General features: G+C 48.2%; 14 protein-coding genes. 2 read left to right on the forward strand and 12 right to left on the reverse strand.

Annotation, left to right across the window (positions count from 1 at the left end):
- Window positions 1-3: 3 nt before the first annotated feature.
- On the reverse strand, window positions 4-1554 hold the full coding sequence (locus tag P6910_RS03880) for a hypothetical protein (RefSeq protein ID WP_317144971.1): 1551 nt from the start codon (window positions 1552-1554) through the stop codon (window positions 4-6).
- A 251-nt stretch (window positions 1555-1805) separates the two neighbouring features.
- Here P6910_RS03880 and P6910_RS03885 point away from each other — a divergent pair, with 251 nt between their 5' ends.
- Window positions 1806-3275: a DASS family sodium-coupled anion symporter gene (locus P6910_RS03885; RefSeq protein ID WP_317144972.1), complete on the forward strand. Its 1470-nt coding sequence runs from the start codon at window positions 1806-1808 to the stop codon at window positions 3273-3275.
- A 17-nt stretch (window positions 3276-3292) separates the two neighbouring features.
- Here the strand turns inward: P6910_RS03885 and P6910_RS03890 are convergent, their stop codons facing one another.
- The 8 genes from P6910_RS03890 to P6910_RS03925 form a co-directional block, all read right to left on the reverse strand.
- The gene (locus P6910_RS03890) at window positions 3293-3634 is read right to left on the reverse strand and encodes a DUF2956 domain-containing protein (RefSeq protein ID WP_317144973.1); all 342 of its coding nucleotides are present in this window, start codon (window positions 3632-3634) and stop codon (window positions 3293-3295) included.
- Between the two features lie 71 nt (window positions 3635-3705).
- Complete coding sequence (locus P6910_RS03895; RefSeq protein ID WP_317144974.1) at window positions 3706-4560, reverse strand: putative RNA methyltransferase; 855 nt, start codon at window positions 4558-4560, stop codon at window positions 3706-3708.
- 205 nt (window positions 4561-4765) lie between these two features.
- Window positions 4766-5026: a DUF5062 family protein gene (locus P6910_RS03900; protein ID WP_317144975.1), complete on the reverse strand. Its 261-nt coding sequence runs from the start codon at window positions 5024-5026 to the stop codon at window positions 4766-4768.
- A gap of 64 nt (window positions 5027-5090) precedes the next feature.
- Window positions 5091-5318 carry a hypothetical protein gene (locus P6910_RS03905; RefSeq protein ID WP_317144976.1) on the reverse strand — a complete coding sequence of 76 codons (228 nt, stop codon included), beginning with the start codon at window positions 5316-5318 and terminating at the stop codon, window positions 5091-5093.
- Between the two features lie 76 nt (window positions 5319-5394).
- Window positions 5395-5826, reverse strand: a complete 432-nt coding sequence (locus P6910_RS03910; RefSeq protein ID WP_317144977.1) for a DUF962 domain-containing protein — start codon at window positions 5824-5826, stop codon at window positions 5395-5397.
- Window positions 5827-6170: 344 nt separating this feature from the next.
- Complete coding sequence (locus tag P6910_RS03915; RefSeq protein WP_317144978.1) at window positions 6171-7211, reverse strand: peptidoglycan DD-metalloendopeptidase family protein; 1041 nt, start codon at window positions 7209-7211, stop codon at window positions 6171-6173.
- Between the two features lie 432 nt (window positions 7212-7643).
- Window positions 7644-8261 carry a pseudouridine synthase gene (locus P6910_RS03920; protein ID WP_410493874.1) on the reverse strand — a complete coding sequence of 206 codons (618 nt, stop codon included), beginning with the start codon at window positions 8259-8261 and terminating at the stop codon, window positions 7644-7646.
- 193 nt (window positions 8262-8454) lie between these two features.
- Window positions 8455-9048: a hypothetical protein gene (locus tag P6910_RS03925; protein ID WP_317144980.1), complete on the reverse strand. Its 594-nt coding sequence runs from the start codon at window positions 9046-9048 to the stop codon at window positions 8455-8457.
- Between the two features lie 227 nt (window positions 9049-9275).
- On the opposite strand from P6910_RS03925, the gene P6910_RS03930 reads away from it, so the two are divergent.
- Window positions 9276-9497 (forward strand): TA system antitoxin ParD family protein, encoded by a 222-nt coding sequence (locus tag P6910_RS03930; protein WP_317144981.1) that lies wholly within the window; start codon window positions 9276-9278, stop codon window positions 9495-9497.
- Between the two features lie 84 nt (window positions 9498-9581).
- Here P6910_RS03930 and P6910_RS03935 read toward each other — a convergent pair whose 3' ends face one another.
- The 3 genes from P6910_RS03935 to P6910_RS03945 form a co-directional block, all read right to left on the reverse strand.
- Entirely contained in the window at window positions 9582-10910 is a 1329-nt protein-coding gene (locus P6910_RS03935; RefSeq protein WP_317144982.1) for an MFS transporter, read from the reverse strand.
- Between the two features lie 105 nt (window positions 10911-11015).
- Window positions 11016-11189, reverse strand: a complete 174-nt coding sequence (locus P6910_RS03940; RefSeq protein ID WP_317144983.1) for a hypothetical protein — start codon at window positions 11187-11189, stop codon at window positions 11016-11018.
- Window positions 11190-11514: 325 nt separating this feature from the next.
- Window positions 11515-18882: an AAA family ATPase gene (locus P6910_RS03945; RefSeq protein WP_317144984.1), complete on the reverse strand. Its 7368-nt coding sequence runs from the start codon at window positions 18880-18882 to the stop codon at window positions 11515-11517.
- Window positions 18883-19042 lie beyond the last annotated feature (160 nt).

Below are 19042 nucleotides of genomic sequence, written 5' to 3' on the forward strand. Positions count from 1 at the left end.
TTCTTAGAAAAACAGAGGTGTCAGAATGAAAATATGTATCACCGGTTTGAACTGGTTGATGATCCAGTCAAATAATGCGCCTATCTCTCTCCTGTCAATGACAAAGTGCTGGCCTGACAAGCTCAGGATAACATCACCCGAGGCTTCAGGTTGAAAGTTGATCACGGTAACCTGTTGGTCCGGAGCGATCAATTGTGCCATAAAAGGGGTTTGAGCCCCGGTCAGCGCCTCGACATTCTGTAAAGCGCTACCTTCAGTTGGTCCGGGCTCGAAGCCAAAATTTGTCATTGATAGTGCAAGTTTGGCCTGATCATGAGTCTTGCTGAGTTCCTGAATAGCGCCGGTATGTTCGATCGGTGGCGTCTCTGGTGAAGAAAACGCCAGCTCTTGAATATATTCCGTGATAGCCACAGTCAGGGAGTTAGTGAGCATAGCCCCTTGTGATGTGTAAGCAGGATCATCTGGTAATGTATCGACGACTCCCTCGTGAGTAAACATTGCCAAATCTGTTAACCCTTCACTGGCCAGAAAACCGTTAAGAAGGGTAATCATATTATCGATATTGATGGGCATGCTTTGCATACCTACTTCTGTAATAATCCGAGCCTGATCGTTTTCCGCCGGGTGAATATGGATAAGGGTGATCATCCCGTTCTTTTGAATTATGCGCACAATGATGCTTTTTCCTGAGAGCAGAAGCGACTTGAGGTCCGACAGTGAGTGAGATGCAAACTCGATATTAAAATCCGTCAATAGCGAGACCAGGGCAGACAGTTCTGCCTCTTCTCTCAGAAGCATCATAACTTCCCCACGGCGCAGAACCCGGGCTTCGGTGCCTGATATTTTATAACCTTCCTGTTCTAGCAGTTCGATAAGGCTGTGAGCAATTGAAAAAGCTTCGGTAACCTGCACAGGTGTTGGCAAAGCCTCAGCTTCAGTGACAATCTCAGCCTCAACCTCAACCAGAGTACCGTGAAGTGCCAAAAGAGCGTCATAAAGTCTGGGAATGTTACCCTCTTGTGAAGGAGGATTATGACCTTCCTTCGTCGAAGGAGTCTCAGAAATTGTAGCTATTGATTCAACAGCCAGATTGCCGTGGGAGTCGTCGTGGGCAGGAAAACCGGGCTTGTGCACAGCTGATCCATCAAAGCTGTACCTAGCAGTGGCTGGCAGCGATAAACCAGAACGTGTGCCCACCATGGCAGAAGAGGCGACATAGCCGCCTGATACCTGCCCCTGATCCAGTAATAAACGGGAACTTTCCATCATGTCCGCCAATGAATAGCTATGATCTCTAACGTTGTAACAGGAGCTTTGTTCAGCTTCCATAGAAACCGTTTCGGTAGCATAGCGATAGGTTTGCTGAAACTCTATATCATCTTCCATCTCATTTATTGCATCCGACATGCACTGAAGACAGAAGTGCCCCCCGCTGCCGTCCGAATCCATAGCTATGCGGTGTTTCGAACACACGGGTAGGTCACAGGAGGGCCTGTCAGCTGCTTTTGCCTGATGCGTTGATGCCGCTGCAAACAGCATCAGTACAAAGCTCATAAAGTGAGCAATCCTGATTGAAAAAGATTTTACAGAAAATAAGGAGTCCATTACCAAAGTCGTTCATGATTTTATTTTGTTAATTCGGGAAAGGGTAGAATAAAACTTGTCATATTGCTCAGGTAAAAATTGATCAGAATGACCGTTTACACACTAAGGAAGAGGGCGATATTTCGCTTTTTGGAGGTAGACGGGTGAATAAATCAGGGAATTGACCGACTTATAAACAGAATACTTCTAAGGAACAGACCATGAGCAACCAACCCTCCTCAACAGAGCTGGAAGCGGGAGCTAACCCTTACATCTGGCTGATTGGGCTGATCGCAGGGGTGGCATTGTTTGTGATGACCCTGGTGCTGCCTGCACCTGAGAATATGCCTGCTGCTGCTTGGCAGTGTGCTGGTCTGGCCCTGATGATGGCGGTCTTCTGGTCCATGGAAATACTCCCTATTTCAGTGACCGCACTGTTACCTCTTCTTTTGGCTCCGTTAGTTGGCCTGTTATCTCTGGATAAGGTCGCATCGGCTTATGCACACCCTGTCATCTATCTGTTTATGGGAGGCTTCATGCTGGGTCTGGCTATGGAGCGCTGGAACCTGCATCGGCGGATTGCGCTTTTGACCATGCTGGCTTCTGGCACCGGTGAACGCCGGCAGGTCATAGGGTTCATGCTTACCACCGCCTTTATCAGCATGTGGGTGTCCAATACCGCAACGGCCATCATGATGTTACCCATTGGTATGTCTGTGATTGCAATGATGAAAGAAGAACGGGGCTCTCACGGACACTTTCCTGCGGCTCTGCTTCTGGCTATTGCCTATGGCGCCTCCATTGGCGGCTTTGGCACTTTGATCGGAACACCACCCAATGCCCTGTTGGCGGCTTTTCTCAGCGAACAATACGGCATTGAAATTGGCTTTGCCCAATGGATGCTGGTAGGTATGCCTGCGACGCTGTTAATGCTGCTGGTCACGGGCTGGTGGCTCAGTTCCGGGGGTTATGAGCTTCGTCCGGGAGAAAATGAATCTGTACGCCTGTCTTTAAAAGAGCAGTTAGCTGAAATGGGTTCCTTGAGCAGGGCTGAAAAATGGGTGGCAGTGATTTTTACTGCGACCGCATTATGCTGGGTTTTCCGACCCTGGCTGTCCGGCTTTTTACCTGGCCTAAAGCTCACTGACACTGCTATAGCCCTTACTGGTGGGCTGCTGATGTTTATCATTCCCGTCCGCTGGGGTGAAAAGCTCGACTTTCTTCTTAACTGGAAAGATATTCGCAGGTTGCCCTGGGATGTTTTGCTGCTGTTTGGAGGCGGTCTGAGTCTGGCGGCAATTATCCGTAAAACAGGGCTGGCAGAATGGATTGCCAGCAACTTTCAGGTGTTGGATGGACTGCCCACTATTGCCGCCATTGCTCTGGTGGTTTCTGTGATTATCTTCCTGACTGAAATTACCAGTAATACAGCAACTACCGCTGCCTTCCTGCCCCCTCTGGGTGCGCTGGCTGTCTCCCTTGGCCTGGACCCGGAAGTTCTGGCTATTCCGGCAGCCATAGCCGCCAGTTGTGCCTTTATGCTGCCTGTTGCCACTCCCCCCAATGCTATCGTGTTTGGTTCGGGGCTGTTATCGATTCGTCAGATGATTCGAAGTGGCCTGATTCTGAATCTGGCGGGTATCGTGATTATTACTGTTCTGTGCGCTCTGCTGGTGGACAGGATATTATAGCCAGAAAATCTGAAGTTTCAGACGTCTGATGCAAAAAGGTAGGCGGTAAATGCTGCCCAGCTCAGACCCAGCAAAAGCCAGGGCAGCCAATGCTGTCTATAGCGGGTCACTTCCTTGGTAATGGTTTCAGTCTCTGCGGCAGGGTTCTCTACCTGCCTTTTAACTTTTTTCAGGTGTTTGTCGAGTTCTCTGGCTTTGGCTTTTTGCTGCTTTTTATAGTGTTCAATGCCTTTCTGGATGCCCTGGGCGATCAGCCTGGTCTGCTCTTTGCTCTGGCCGGGCCGCTGGGTGGCCCTGGCTACAGACATAGCCTCTTCACGGGTTTTGGATGAATCGGCTTTCTTCCGGGGGCTGGCCATATCGTATAACAATCTCGGGGAAGGGAGAGACGGATAATAGAGCAAGACCCCGACGAAATCAGCTCAGATTTCTATCTTTTCCGTGATGCGCGTTGGATCACATAGAGTTTCATATCAAAGAGGCACTGCAGAGCACCCAGGCTGGCCAGCTTTTCTTTCTGTGAAGGTTTGACATGCCAGTAATGTGGGGTCATTGCCAGTAAGTCCATGATATCTTCTGCTGAGTTCAGCTGCATACTGCCTTTAACCGCTTTTGTTTCTGTCAGGTTAAAGCTTTCAGGAAGTTGATCAAGTAGTTTATCCACAGGGTAAGGTCTGACCGTTTCGTAGATAACCTGACGAAGTTCCAGCAAGTGATTCTCTCCGGGAGATAGCACCAAAACATGCCCTTCAGGCTTTAACAGTCGGGCAAATTCGCTCCAGTCGCATCGTGAAAATACACTTACAATGAAGTCTGCTTCCTGGTCTTTAACGGGAATGTCATTAACACTGGCAACCAGCCACTGGACAGTTTTGCTTCTTTTGCAGCAGGCCATTATGGCAGGCTTGGAGATGTCAAGGCCGACTACTGAGGTTCCCGGAAACGCCTGTTGCAGCCTTTCTGTGTAATACCCTTCACCACAGCCGGCATCAAGAATAGACCGGTTACTTTCTGAAAATGTCTCAAGGCTGTCCAGAGTTTTGGCAAGTGAATCAGCCACCGGCTGATAGTAGCCTTTGTCCAGAAAACGGGTTCGGGCCTGAACCATTGTTTTGTCATCGCCGGGGTTTTTGCTGCGTTTTTTATGCCCCGGAAGAAGATTGAAATACCCTTGTCTGGCTCGATCAAACTGGTGATTCTGGAGGCAGCCCAGACCCGTACCGGAGGTATGGAGTGACTGTGCCAGAGATTCGTGGCAGACAGGGCAACGAAGAGTCAGGGTCATGATTACCAGTAAAGGTTTTTTTGATAGTGCAAATGCTTCGCATCCGGGCCTTTAAGCCACTTCCACGATTTGATGGGAACTGGATTTAGCTCAGAGCTGCTCGAGCCGGGAAGTTTACTGTAATTACTGCTTTTTGCCATGAAAAAATGTCCGCAGCGCCGAACATTAAATCAGCTATGACTTCTCATGGCCTTATTCAGGACGCTTATTTCAACAGCGGATGGTTTTCTGGCAGTTGGCGAGATATCCATAGCGCCAGTTTGCGCTTCATGCTTGGCTCTGACTCTTCCCCTTTCACCAGAGGTTGTATCAACTTGTCATGAACCAGCAGGCGGTAAAGGTATTCAACTTTTTGTTTGGCGGAATCTGTCGGTTCAAACTGACCTACTTTGCGTTTTTGGGCATAAATAGCTCCGACTCTCAGAGCTTCTTTGACCAGTTCGCTTTCATTTTTGAGTTTTTTCATTGGCTTCCCGGTTCTGTTCTCTAAGGTTCACAATAAAGGGTACATCATAATAGCTCAACTGATCTCATGCTCCCGGGTAGTTTGCACTGAGGATCTGCTTAAGCTCAGCAATTCCAGAGTTAATTTCTTCCAGAGTACTATTGGCAAAACCCAGCACCAGACCCTGCTGTTTTTTCTTACCGTGGAAGTAGCCGCTCAATGGACTGCAAAGAATGTTTTGGGTTTTTAGTCTGCGAACAACTGCGTTCTCACCGGAAAGAGCCAGGAGCGCAATGCTTTTAGAGGGTGTCACCGAAAAACACCCCGGTGGGGACTGAAACGCCAGATTACACTCAAGTCTGGTGAGAATGGCAGGGAGTGTATCCCTGTCAGACCCTTAAATTCCACTTCTTGAAAAGAAAATTCAGACACCAGAGTGGCCCGACCAGCAGAAACTGAATGTCTTCAAAGAAGGAGGGTTTTTTGCCCTCTATCTTGTGGCCGACAAATTGGAAGATCCAGGATGCCACAAATACAGTAATGCTCAGGCTCAGTAAATACTCACCAAGGCTTGCGGCGATGCCACTCATAACAGCGTACAAGGCAATGATGGCCAGAGATAAAGGCAAAGACAGCATAAAGTAGAAAATCAGGGTCATGGCCATGACCACAATGACCACGGCAGGGCTGAAAGACCAGACAATGCCGATAATACTGAACATGATAGCCGGAACGCAGATCCAGTGAATCAGCTTATTGGTGGGGTTCTGGTGACTTTCACCATAGGCTTCCAGCCATTCAGTCAGGGGTCGTATTTGCATAGGGGGCCTCATTCTAATGAAACCTGCTAAAGCAGCGTTTTTGTTATTCTTGTCTTTATTCTGCGTAAGTACTCAGCCATACGGAATCGAATATTTCTGGCTTATTGGGCAGGTGCTCTGCAAGGCGCAACGACGGGAACATAGCAAGCTATGTGACCAGAGTTGCAACGCAGCACGACTGCATGGATGCAGGAGCTAGAGCAACGCAGGAGCAGTTGCCGCGAGTGCCTGAACAATGAGTCAGAAAATATGATTTCGTATGGTTGAGTACTTAATGCCTGCTACTGAACCCAGTGGCAGGCATGTCAATGATACCTCGCACCATGGAGTTGTTCACAATGATTTTAAAATGCATCACTGTTTTTCAGAGTTAGCCAGTTATCAGGAGCACTGGTTGCCTTACTGACAAGGAGTGTTTCCTGCTGATTCTGATTCATGGCTGCGATCAACGGTTGTGTGGTCTTTTTAAATCGCTTCAATGCATCACCTTGCAAAGGTTCACCGGTTGGCAGTCTCGCGGTCATAGGATCTACTGCCTTGCCATCGATAAACAGTTCGTAATGCAAGTGGGGACCAGTGGACAAACCGGTATTTCCGGTTTTACCAATCAAATCGCCTTTGCGAACCTTTTGCCCTTCTTTCACATGCAGTTTGCTCAGATGAAGGTACCGGGTGACATAGCGACTGCCGTTTCGCATTTCGATAAAGTGACCGGCTGCCGGGTGATTGGTTTTTGCTTTGACAATGACGCCGTCAGCTGGAGCATAAATGGCAGTTCCTACGGGCACAGCCCAATCTGTTCCATTGTGCGGGCGAATCTGGCCGGTGATGGGATGCTTCCTGGCTGGATTAAAACCGGAACTGACCCGGCCTTTTTTACCCAGAGGGTACCGGGAGAAAGAGCTGCCGAGTATTTTTCCTTCCGGTGTATAGTACTTCCCATCGCTGTAGCGAACCGCCGTGTGGATTTCGTCCTTCTGATAGAGTCGAGCAGCCAGAATGACACCGCCAGCTCCCTTCTTGTTTTTCAGGGAATTGTCAGTCAATAGTTTAAAGCGATCACCAGCCTTCAGATCTTTACTGAAATCAATCTTATGTCGGAAAATGGTCGCAAACTTATGGATGAATGGGCTTGAAACACCCGCCTTTCGCGCACTCCGGTAAAGGCTCCCCTGAATTTCGCCGGTAAAAGTTTTGAACAGTTCAAAAGCAGCGGGTTCATGCCTGTCAGTGGAATGAGCAAAAGCAATCTTTGAGAAAGACACTGAAAGTATCAGAGCGGCAGGCAAACTGCGCCTGACTTTGATGGTGAATGATTTGCTGGTCGAGCGATGAGGCCTGTCAAACAGTCTGGCGCAGGCTTTGTAAAATGAATTGGCAGGCATTCATCAGGACCCCCTGTGGAAAACTGCAGGCAGTATCACAGCCCTCGAAAAAGTGAACTATGGAGGCTTCTCCTTAATAGGTTTGTCATCAGGATAAGCGATAGCACTGGCTATTGGGATTTTTACCAGGCCGACATCGGACAGGAAAATAAAAAGGGAACAAACGAAGTGATAGAATGTGGACTTTCGTACAATCGGTTGTTCTTTCCGAGGTTTCTACTTAGAACAAAATCCATCTATCAGTATTTTTATATATCAGTAAGCAATAATTCTGCTTTTCTAACATTTGCACGTCTGTATCATGTGGCCGCTTTAATGGGTGAACGCACTCATCAATAGGCGTTTCGCCCGTTACCCTGTTGTTCTGGCTCCCGCTATGGGCATGAATCCCTTGTTTACTTTTTTCCTGTAAAAACTCAACTCCGCCAGCCCTCAGAAAGGAGGCTGGCTCTCAAATCTCATGGTTTCAGCCGTGGCAGGGTGTTTGAATGTCAGAAGGCTGGCGTGCAGGCGCAAACGGTCAGACGCTGCTCTGGCTTCATCATGAGCATAAAACTCACAGCCCAGAATAGGGTGTCCCAGCTCAGCCAGATGAACCCTGAGTTGGTGAGACCGGCCTGTCACGGGCTCCAGCCAGACCCTGCCGTGAGTGCCATCACCGGCCATGGAGTAATACCGGGTCAGGGCCTTTTTTCCCTGCTCATGATCCACCTTTTGTCTGGGTCGGTTAGGCCAGTCACAAATCAGTGGCAGGGATATCTCTCCGGAGTCTTGTTCCGGCGTTCCCCAGACTTCTGCAATGTACCCTTTCTCTACTTCCCGATCCTGGAACTGTCGGCTCAGTTCTCTGTGGCTGGCTGCATTCAAGCCGAATACCATGAGCCCGGATGTGGACATATCCAGCCTGTGGACCACCCGGGTTTCCGGCTCAATGGCAAGCAGGCGGGCGTGAGCGCTGTCATTATCATTGGGTGGACGACCAGGAACGCTTAACAGTCCCGCAGGTTTAACAACGACCACCAGTTCGGAGTCACGGTACAGCTCAGTCAAAGGTTCCTGACAGTGAGGCGCAATAAAGGTCATGTAAAAAGGTCAATAATGAATGTGCGGGCATTATGCAGGGATTGAGGAGGGGATGAAACGTAAGACTTCTTGTCTCTGCCGCTGACACCGGAAAAAGCCGACGTTCGTAGTATCCAGCTGAGGGACTCTGCCTAATAAAGTGAAACCTGACATTGAGTTTTCATAGCTCATCTTTTCTTAATATTATATGTCTTTCATGTGAGCAAATGTCCGAATCTGTCGAGGGGCGAATTTTTTTGTTTTCTTTTAAATTGGAGTCTCTAAAAAACAATCTCTGATTGTGAAGGTAGTAATCAAAATCCTCCCAGCAAATGACTAATTTTCCATTATCAATTTTTTTTAACCGTATGTAAGCGGACATACTTCCATGCATTTTTCTTAATTCTTCCAGATCGGTTTCTTTGGTTAAAAAAACACCATTCAAGTCGGGATTTTCAGGGGGAGAAGCTGAAATCCATAAGGCGCTGTGACTTAAGATTCCCTCATCTGTTGTTACATTCATAGTGTAGTTCCCATAACTACCATCTCTCATTACCTGACCGATCTCGATACGACCATCTTCTTCATATCTGGAGAGTATGTAAAGTTTTTCAGAAGCGAAGGTGTTTAGTCCATGAAATTCCAGATTGATATGGTCAAGGCTGGCACTCTCACCACTCCATGAGCCCAATAACTCAAAATAATTAATGGTTGGTCTGGCGTAAGAAACCGATGTCAAAAAAATCAATATAGAAAGAAGCTTGATTCTTATCATAAATAAATCTCATTGATTCGAACGCAATCCTCATTGTAAGAAAGAATTTGAATAATTCCAGAAGACATAACATAAAATTCCAGCGGACTGCTTAAGGTTATGCAAGAAGGTCAATAATGAATGTGCGGGCATTATGATGGGATTGAGGAGGGATGAAAAGTTTTTGACAGGGGTGATGCACATAACTATGTTTGTAGCAATTTGATACAAAAAATAGGATTTGAAACATGCTCGGAAGACCATTAAGACTGGATGAAGAGCTGGTAATCGCTGCAACCCTGGTTGGCAAGGCCAAAAAACGCTCAGCTGCAAAACAAGTGGAATATTGGGCCAGTCTTGGCAAGATAGCCAAGGAAAACCCTGACCTGCCCATTAATTTCATTGAAGATATTCTGGAAGCTGAAGAAGAGCGTAAACAGGGTCTTGTCTCGGACTACCGTTTTGGCTAAAGCAGAATCCCCCGCTTCAGCACAGTTGTCCTTTTAGGTAATTGCTGAACGTTCTATGTCACGATATGGAAAACCGATCTGAACTCAATCACTGGCGACTTTCTTAACGAAGCGAGCGACAAAACGTTCTATAAATTCCGGCACTTTTCTGAAAATAAGGGCACAGATCAGCAGATTGAGTACACCAAGTGTCAGGAAAAACTGTTCAATGGACAGCTCCAGTAACCCCAGGAATACCATGCCAGACAAGGCACTGACCACCATATAGAGTGCATTCTGAACATTCAGGGCAGCAATCGTCTGTGCACGACAGTTTGCAGGTGTTCTCTGCTGAACCATGGCATACAGAGGAACGATAAACAGGCCGCTGAAAAAACCAATCATGCCCAGATCCAGCAAAACCCTCAGATTCTCACTGTTTTCCATAAAGGCACTAATGGTCAGTAAGTTTGTCGTTGTGGCAGGAGTGACAGCGAAATACAAATCGATTCCGAACAGGCTCAGACCCAGGGCACCAATGGGCACAATACCCGGCTCAATATGACCTTTGGAAAGTCGTCCACAGAACAGTGAACCGGCAGCGACGCCAATGATGAAAATCGCCAGCATGACACTGACGACTTGTGGACTGCCTTTCAGGGTCTCGCTGGCCAGGTTGGGAAGCTGTGTCAGATAAGCGGCTCCCAGAGCCCAGAACCAGGAAATGGCAATAATGGATTTGTGAACACTGTCGTTTGATCGGGTTTTCCGGATTATAGTCAGGGTCTGCTGAAAGAGGTTCCAGTTTATTTTCAGGTTGGGATCAGCCGCTGCAGCCCCGGGTATAAATAGAGACGCCAGATAACCCAGAACGGCAAACAGAACGACAGAAACGGCTACCCAGACAGTAGCATCAGTCTGTTCGATCAAAATACCAGCGCCCAGCGTACCCGCCAGTATGGCAACAAAAGTACCCATCTCTACCAGAGCATTGCCGCCAATCAGTTCATTTTCATTCAGGTGCTGAGGAATAATGGCGTATTTAACCGGCCCGAAAAAAGCACTTTGAGCCCCCATCAGGAACAGCAGAACCAACAGGATCAGGTAGTTCTGGCTAATGATAAAGCCGGAAGCGACCGCCATGGTGACAATTTCCAGCAGTTTGACCCGGCGGATAATCATCGACTTTTCATATTTGTCACAGATCTGCCCGGCGGCACTGGAAAAAAGAAAGAAGGGAAGAATAAACAGGCCAGCAGCCAGATTGATGTATAGATCTGAGTTAAGTGGCAGGTTTTCTGCTGCGGCGAATGCCGCCATCAGTAACAGGGAGTTTTTATAGAGGTTGTCGTTAAAGGCACCCAGAAACTGGGTCAGAAAAAAAGGTAGAAAGCGTCTTTTACCGAGCAGTGCCAGCTGACTCTGTTGCCTCATGTTAAAGCCTCGTCATTTTATATTTCCCGGAATTCGGCTTTGCAAAAGCCGGAACGGGACTTTTATACCAGTTTTTGAGTGGGTTTGTTGGAAGCACATAATTCATTACAGGCTCAATGAGTCAGAAATCGAGCTCAAATTCACGCTGTTCAAAAACTCTTCGGCAATTATTGTCGTCTCATCAGATCTGAGTATCAGGGCGTTATTGGCGTTGAGAACCTGCCGTAAGTAGGAATTCTCAATAGCGTTTGCTGAAGAGCCGCTAATCTCAGACATCATGGCATAGAGCTCCTCTGATGAGGATGGGTCATGAGAGCCAGAGCGGTAATCATTCCTGTCCTTGATGTTAGCATCGACACAACAATAGGTTAAGCAGCCGCCTTTCGAGTGTGTCAATCCATACAGGTAGTGACTGAAGGCCTGCTTAATCGCTTGCTTGCATTTGACTTTTAAGTTATCTGGCCATCCATATTCAATCTCCCTTTCAACTGTTATTTGCAGGACTGCATCGAAATTGTTTAATGGATAGACCTTAAGGTGTGATTAAAGTTCCATTTTAACAGTTACCCTTAACCATTGAAGAAAGTCCCCGATCTCGAAAAACTCATAAGGTATCCAATGACTCACAAAGCGAATTCAAATTCACGCTGTTCAAAAACTCTTCGCCAATGGTTGTCAGCTCACCGGATCTGAGTATCAGAGCGTTACTGGCGTTGAGTGCTTGCCGCAGGTAGGCATCCTTCACAGAATTCTGAAACGTTAAAGAGCTATGAATATTACACATCATGACTAACAGCTCTGCTGGTGAAGACGGATCATGAGCGCCATAGTGACGTTTATCATCGCGTTCCCCGAAGAGAGCATCTCCCCAACAATAGGTTAAACAACCACCTTTCGAGTGTGTTACTGAATGCAGGTATTGAATGAAGGCCTGCTCAATCATGGACTTGGATTTAGTTTTTATATCATCCAGAAGACTTTGGTCCTCCCATGACACCCCATGGGGATTTAGTCTGATTTCTTCCAATAACGGCTTCAGGTAAGGGCTGTTATTAATTATTCGTTGATACAGGGCATCAATCTTTTCACTAATCACCGTATCGCGCCAGTGAGGTTGCCCCATGATAATCACTGGACGGTGGTTTGCCTTGCCGGAGGTTAACTTCACAAATGCAGGATGATGCACCAGCATTCGTTCTATATTCGGAATGCCCTCAGGTTCGTCTGTCCAGGCGTTCTGAAGAGATGAGCTGAGAATTTTATCTTCCAGAAATGCTGAAAAACCTTCATAACAATGAGTGATGGACAAGGCATTACCATTTTTTTCCTGGTAGCGTTTATAAGCCGTCCGCCACTTCTGGCTATTTTTTTTCAACGAAAATAACTGCTTATACAATTTTTTCAGGCAGTGGGTGGCGCTGACCTTCAATTCATCGATACCTTCCAGATGCACCAATAGATCATGATGTATATCGGCCCCCATAATCTGGCTATCATAGTCTGGCACAGGATCCAGCCAACCCGATGCCATGGCTTTACGGGCCAATTGAAGAACCGAAGGCTTGGTCAGGTTAGTTTCCTTAAGTAGATAGACCATTGAAGTCAGCCACTTGTATCTGGGTATGCCGGCCTGAAGAATCGTTTTTGAATAGAGTGACTTGAGTTGTTCACTGACCTGATCTTCATCACTGTCGGACAATATTTGTATGGCTGCCTCCGATATGGGTTTAAATTTCAAATCGTAATGATCCAACTCTTCTCTCCCCAGTGACTCGATCACTGAGACACCCATGGAAAAAGCGGATAAACTTTTTTCCTTAAAAAGGTTATTAAATAATTCGGGAATATCTGGATTGCTTTCTGGCAATGCATTGTCTGTCTCAAGGGTTTTTTTCAGTTCCTCAAGACTCATTCCAGAGGCTGCAGCAAACGTTTGCTGTTGTGCTAAATCAGCTCCTTTCAGGAGATTCTTAATCTTCTTTGATGCCGTGCTGGCACTAAGGACCTTCTTGGTGAGCTGGAATTGAGGAGTGATTGCTTTTGGCCGTATTGGTGCTCCGCCCAAATCCACTGACTCCCAGGTTTGGCGTTCATCCACTGAGTACTCGGCAAAGCAGTGGATACGGTTATTAATTTGCCGACATGGAATCCCGAAATAACGACAAAAAGCAACAAAAACAGGCACACGATGACGGCAGCTACCTTGCCGCTGTGTTACGAGGAATTTAAAGAAATTTTTAGCACTCTCTGGTTGAGACGCACCGGAAAACTGCCGGCAATATTCAGTGATTGCCTCAATGCGTTGCCCAGTGTCTTCAGCGTTTTTTATTGACCGCAAAGGCTCCTGTATTTCCAGTGGTTGTTGTTCAATGCTCTTAAACAGTTCGTCCAGTACAGTAATCATACCTTCTGAACAATGGGTGTCTAACCATGTTGATCGTTCTGGTCGGGCTTCTTTTCTACCCGCTTCTCTGGGTTCTACGATATAAGCAAATTGAATACCCTGTTCAGCATTGATCTTGGAAACAGACAGTGTGTGCAGCCCATTATATCGGTCTCTGATCAGGGTATATGGCAAATCGGGTTCTATACGAAGGGCCACGATATGGTCGTTGGGCGTCAGGCTGGGCAATGCAAACTGGCCATTCTTCGATGACCCGTTAAAGGTCGCCAGCGTTTGCTTGCTGGTTAATGCCACTTCCTGGTCAGGCCCGGGTAACCGGGCAGGTATGAGGGGTTCGACCCCCAGAATGTGTATATCATCAAGACTGATCTGTTTGATATTACCCTCAGCAGTGACATAAGTATCCACTGCCCGCCAGCGATACATTGCAGCAGAATGGTAGCGCGTCTCAAAAACCTCATAAACGTCAACTTTTAGTTTCTCCTGACACTCATAGTTTGTTCTCTGGTCCAATGCCCTGGCCTCTTTCTCGAGGACTTCTGGATTGTATTTTTCAGAATCGTCCATCCAACAGTTCGGCAGATTACTTATCTGATGCCAGAACGCAGGCCACCATTGAACTTCATCGGCTTTCCATGCCTCTATCTGCTTATCAGCCTCCCGAAGATAAGGCTGGCAAGCCGGCATTTTCAGAGTTTGTTCCTCTTCTTTCGTCAGCGGAAATATAAGATTAGCTTTCACGCCCGTCCGGCCAAACTCACGATCAAACCAGCTATGCTGCCAGTGTCGGTAAAGTGCCCGGGTGAGAATATCGTCCGACTCATTTGGCTCAAGGGAAAAGCCGGATGCCAGCCATTTTGCCTGAGCCACCATCCTGATAATTTCTGTTTTGGCTTCGGCTTCATTCAGACTGGCCTCAATACCTATTTCATAGCGTTCTTCATCAATACTTTTGTGATCACAGTTTCGTATCAACCACGGGCGATTGATGCCCTTTACTGTTTGGTTGAACCAACTGCAAAGTTCAGAAGCAGGCTCTCCTTTGGCTATGATCAGAGCCGGTGGCTCTGGCAGTTTCTCCAGCGACAGGTCTGCTGCCATCAGGTAAAGCCGGTAGTGCTGAGTGAGGCATTGATAAAGTGCTTTTTCGGTAAAGTCGTTCCCTCTCATAACAGCCTTGGCCACATTCTGCAGATCAAGGCCGGTCGGTTGCAAAGGCAGGTTTTTCTGTTGCAGGTAAGCCCTTAAAAGACAATGTTTTTCTGTCAGCTTTTTAGCGACGAATGTCCCTTCTAAGGACTCTGGCAATACTTTCCCGGCAATGGTCTGCAATTCTGCAGTGTTGTACTGCCGGATCGGCAAATATCTAAAACGCCCTTTCAGTGCCGGTGATAAGGGTTTTCGCCCGCTGTACTCGGGCGGGTTGATGGTGGCAAACAGGTGGAAGCCGGGATGGGCGTCACCGGCCAGAATATCATTCAACTCACCTTCCAGATGCTGGCTGTCAATCAGATTCATTTCCGAAATCACCACGATGCCGCCATCGACTTTTGCCTTCAGGATCTTTTCACAGAGTTTCTCCCAGGAACAATCACAGGCATTCAGGAGAAAGACTTCCGGCATGGACTCTCCCCGTCGTTTAGCCTCCTGTCTGACACTTTCAATCACCAGGTTCAGCGTGGCATCCTTGCCCCGTCCGGCCGGGCCTTCAATCAGTGTCGCCTGACGACCGCCGTGTTTTCTTTTGAGATGATAAGCCTGCTGACAGCGGTTTAAATCCTGCCCAAGCTGTTGCGCCAGTTCACGGACTGCCGATCCGGAGGTATCAAAGTCTGGTCGGATTTTTTCGGTGACTGTACTGAAGGTCCGCTGCATATCCTGCAGGATCTTGTTACGAACTCTGTCGCTCAGGGTGTTCTCCGATTGGTAACGGGCAGCAAACCAGATTTCCAGTGCCGACAGGGCATCCTGATGTGTTTCGGTGATTTCGGGCCCCAGTACATCCCGAAAACTCTGTTGGATCAAACTGTTTATTTGCTCACAGGTCACACTGCCGCGTGCGGGCAGGGCACGATCCAGATACCAGCCCACCCAACTGCAGATATCGGTTAAGTCCCTGGGGGTAAACTCATGCCCGGGCAGCAGTTCCTGATAATATTGCCCGAGTGCCATCACACTGTTGGTGGTCCTGTGTGCATAGTCGCTTATTTGATGCTCCATCAGATGCTCTTGTAAATGCCTGACCAGAGCCGGTTCCACCACCCTGTCCCGAAGGAACGCCTGGTCCAGACGTGGGAAGTAAACTCTGGGCAGTTTCTCTTTCAGGGTCGGGTCCATTTGGCGCCCGGCGTAATGATCCCCGTTACCGGTAAGAATCACCCGGTGTTTCGGGCCGACCTTGACAGGATGACCATTCACATAAACGCAGGGTTTCGGTTCCCATAAGCCGTTCAATGAAGCCAGTAATCCGGTCCGGGCCAGGTTGGCTTCATCCAGAACGAGGCTAATGTATTCACCGTCTTTGTCGGATTTGGTATTGGCCCATTCCATCAACGCCCGGTTTTGCTGCACCATAGAGCGGTCACCATCGGCGTGTTGTTGCCATTGCCAGCGTTTCATAAGGGTTTGTTCACTGTCGGAAGGTCCGAGGGAAATGACTGAAGCTTGTCCTGAAGCTTTGGCCATTTTGGCAGAAAAGTAACTTTTCCCGGTGCCGGTTTCTCCCTGCAGAAAGATAACGGGAGAGTCGCTAAGCCGGTCGTGGAGTCGCGATAATCGGCGACTTTCACGATCTTTCTGACTCATCAAACCGTGATAAAGGTCCCGGGCCAGTGCTGACAGGGGCATACTGGCAGAACCCTGCCATTTCAGTGATTCAGCCAGTCGATGTTCTATGCGTTCAATGCCTTCTGCCTCAGAATTCGCTGCTCTGGCCCTATGAAAACAATCAGTGGCCAGAGCGTGAATGGCATCGGATCGGGTCTGCCCAGATGGCAAAGGTAACTGCCAGCCACAAGCCAGTGCATCTTGCAAACGTTTAATCTGTCTTGATGGCCTGATGGCTAATAGTGAGTAGGGTTTTATTGATTCCAGATCGACTTGCAACTGGTAGGCTATGGCATCTCGTCGTTTTTCAGGTGCATGGGCCGCGATCATGGCACAGAGTCTGTCCAGAAATTCTTCTGCACCAAACTCCGGAAATGGACTTTCATAGGACAACTTTAATTCTTCATTAAATAATCCCACGTCAAAAGCTCTGGCCAGTTGCCAGAGGTTCCGTATCACAAACCCTCTATCCACCCACAAGGCACTGTTGATGATGGCAGTTAACCGATCCGGATCTACCGAGGCGGCTTGACCCTCATCCGGACTGTTATGGGCATCCGGCGTCTTATCCGGTAACAAGAGCCAACAAGCCACTTTCATAAAATCCCGCACTGGCGGATACCGCCGGGTGCCGTGGGTGACGACGCTATTGATAGCCTTGCGCCAGTGGCAGGGTCGGAGTTGTGGAGACTGGTCAACCTGTTGTGCCTGCCGGGCAGCCAGTATCAGGTTATTCAACAACCCTTCGGTCATTTCAGGCAGAGGTTTACAAAGGTCGGCAGGTACGGTTTCAAATGCTTTGTAAACTGAGCAGAGCGCTTGTTCTGGCAGCTCGGCCCGGGGGATACCATGCCTGAGGACATTGATGTCCCAGACACCAACCTCAGGACACGGGTTGCCCATGTCAACCATCGAATTAACTATTGAAGATCGACTTGTCGCAGACCTGGGCCAGAGTATTGTGACATGAGCTTGTGGGTACGCCTGTAATTGGCCATTCACTAACAGAGGTTCGCCAACAATCAGAGGCTCCAGAAGCTGCTGAAGCGTTGGATTACTCTCCAGTCCCAGGAATACAACCGGCTTGCCTGCGGTCAATGCCTTCTGCAACGCACTCTGACTGCGTCCAAAATGAGCCTTTTGCTCCGAGCGGATATGGATATTATCAAAGAGTTGGCTAAAGCCGGTCTGTTCACTGACCCGAATAACCAAAGGTGCTTCCTGCTGATTATTTATCCAATAACTTGCCTCGACATGTTGCTGATAAGTGACAGCATTAAAGGCTGCTGTGTGATCTCTGACATTTTTCTGTAGCTGATGGCTCTTGAACAGAGATTGCTCGTGGTTTTCTGCCAGGCCCAGAGCTTTCGGCTGCCGTCTTGAATGAGCCACCTGCAGGTGGGGTTTCAAGCCTGTCGTCTCGCGAATAGTTTGCAATGAGCCCAGCAAACGAAACCAATGTGCCTCAGTGAGGGGAGACGTTACGGTGACTGCTCCCCCCGTCCGAACCTGCTCAAACAGGCAGGTGTTAGGGACTGCATAGCCTTCCGGGGTAATGGCAATAGGGCTCAGCCATTCTCTGATATTACAATGGTTAATGATGATCGGGTTTCCAGGTGCCTGATCTTTATCAAGCCCTTTATCACCTTCTTTGTTAGAAGAGTGACACAGACTTTGGAACAGTGAATAAAGCTCGCTATTGCCCACCGGCATCCGGTAAAACTGAATATCATCGGGTAACTGACATCTCTTCCCATTGCTTTCAAAGAACTGTTGCGCCAGCATCTGTCGAATCGTCTGTTCAAAGGCCAGGTCGTCCCAATTGGCCCCTTTCAGAATCACCCGATGTCCGGCCCTCAGTGATTCAAGCCTGCCGGCGATGTGCCGGATTCGTCCCTGTTGATCCACACCGGGGCCGCCCAGAAGCAACTGTCGCCAGTGACTGTGCAAATGGCAGTCAATAAGAACAGTATTGTTGGCATCCATGGTGCTTTCGGAGCAGGGCAGTTCAGTCAATACCGGGGGAACTTTGTCGAGCTTCATCGATGGATCATTGCCGTTCTTTGCGTCGAACTGCCAGGTGTTTCCAGGTCGATTAATTCGCCGCCAGAAATCAGCGCCCGGAGCATCGGCCCCCGAGGCGTCATCACGCTGGCCAGCCAATGCCAGCTGTCCGGGATCTGCCACGACCAGCAGAGCAACATGCTCCCCCAGAGGGCGCTTTTTCTGGCTGACTTTGTCGTAAAGACAGGGGTTAGCCGGGTCCAGTAGATCGTTAAATTTTGGCAGATCCTCGCTGGTGAGCTTTCGGATATCGATCACCAGAGTGAGTGGTTGGTAACCTTCAAACAGCTTGCCTGAACCCAGAACGTGGCGGCCATCGTCGAAAATGCTCAAGCGGCTCACCAGATTAGCCTGTGAAAGGTCATCAGGATGGGCAATAAGGGTGACATCCCGGTGTTCATCGCAGGTTTGGGTAACTAAAAGTCGTCGAACCTCATCATCACTGGCGACAAAACGAAAATCGAAGGCATGAGGGGCCTTTTGCAGAGAGGAAGCCTTTGAGGATACGGTTCTCGCTTTGTCAGTCGATGTCATCGGACCTGATGATCTATTGAGTTTGGGAGTGATACCAGGGCAGATCTCTGCAATCTTTGACGGTGAATCCCGATTTGCTTTCCTGACTGGAACGCCTCTTTCAGGTACGAGATCGTTTTTTTCGACACCAATCGAACCATCCATAGTCTATCTCTCCTGTCATTTGAGAGGACGGCATTAAAACTGTTTAATAATTTGACCTTCAGACAGGATGGAAGTTCCAAGAAAAATAAGACACCCATAACAAAAAAGAAAAATAAGAAGAAAAATAAGACACCCATTAATTAAATAAGACATTTAAAAA

Origin of the sequence: Endozoicomonas sp. 8E, assembly GCF_032883915.1 — a bacterium.
In the GTDB taxonomy this organism is placed as follows: Bacteria; Pseudomonadota; Gammaproteobacteria; order Pseudomonadales; family Endozoicomonadaceae; genus Endozoicomonas_A.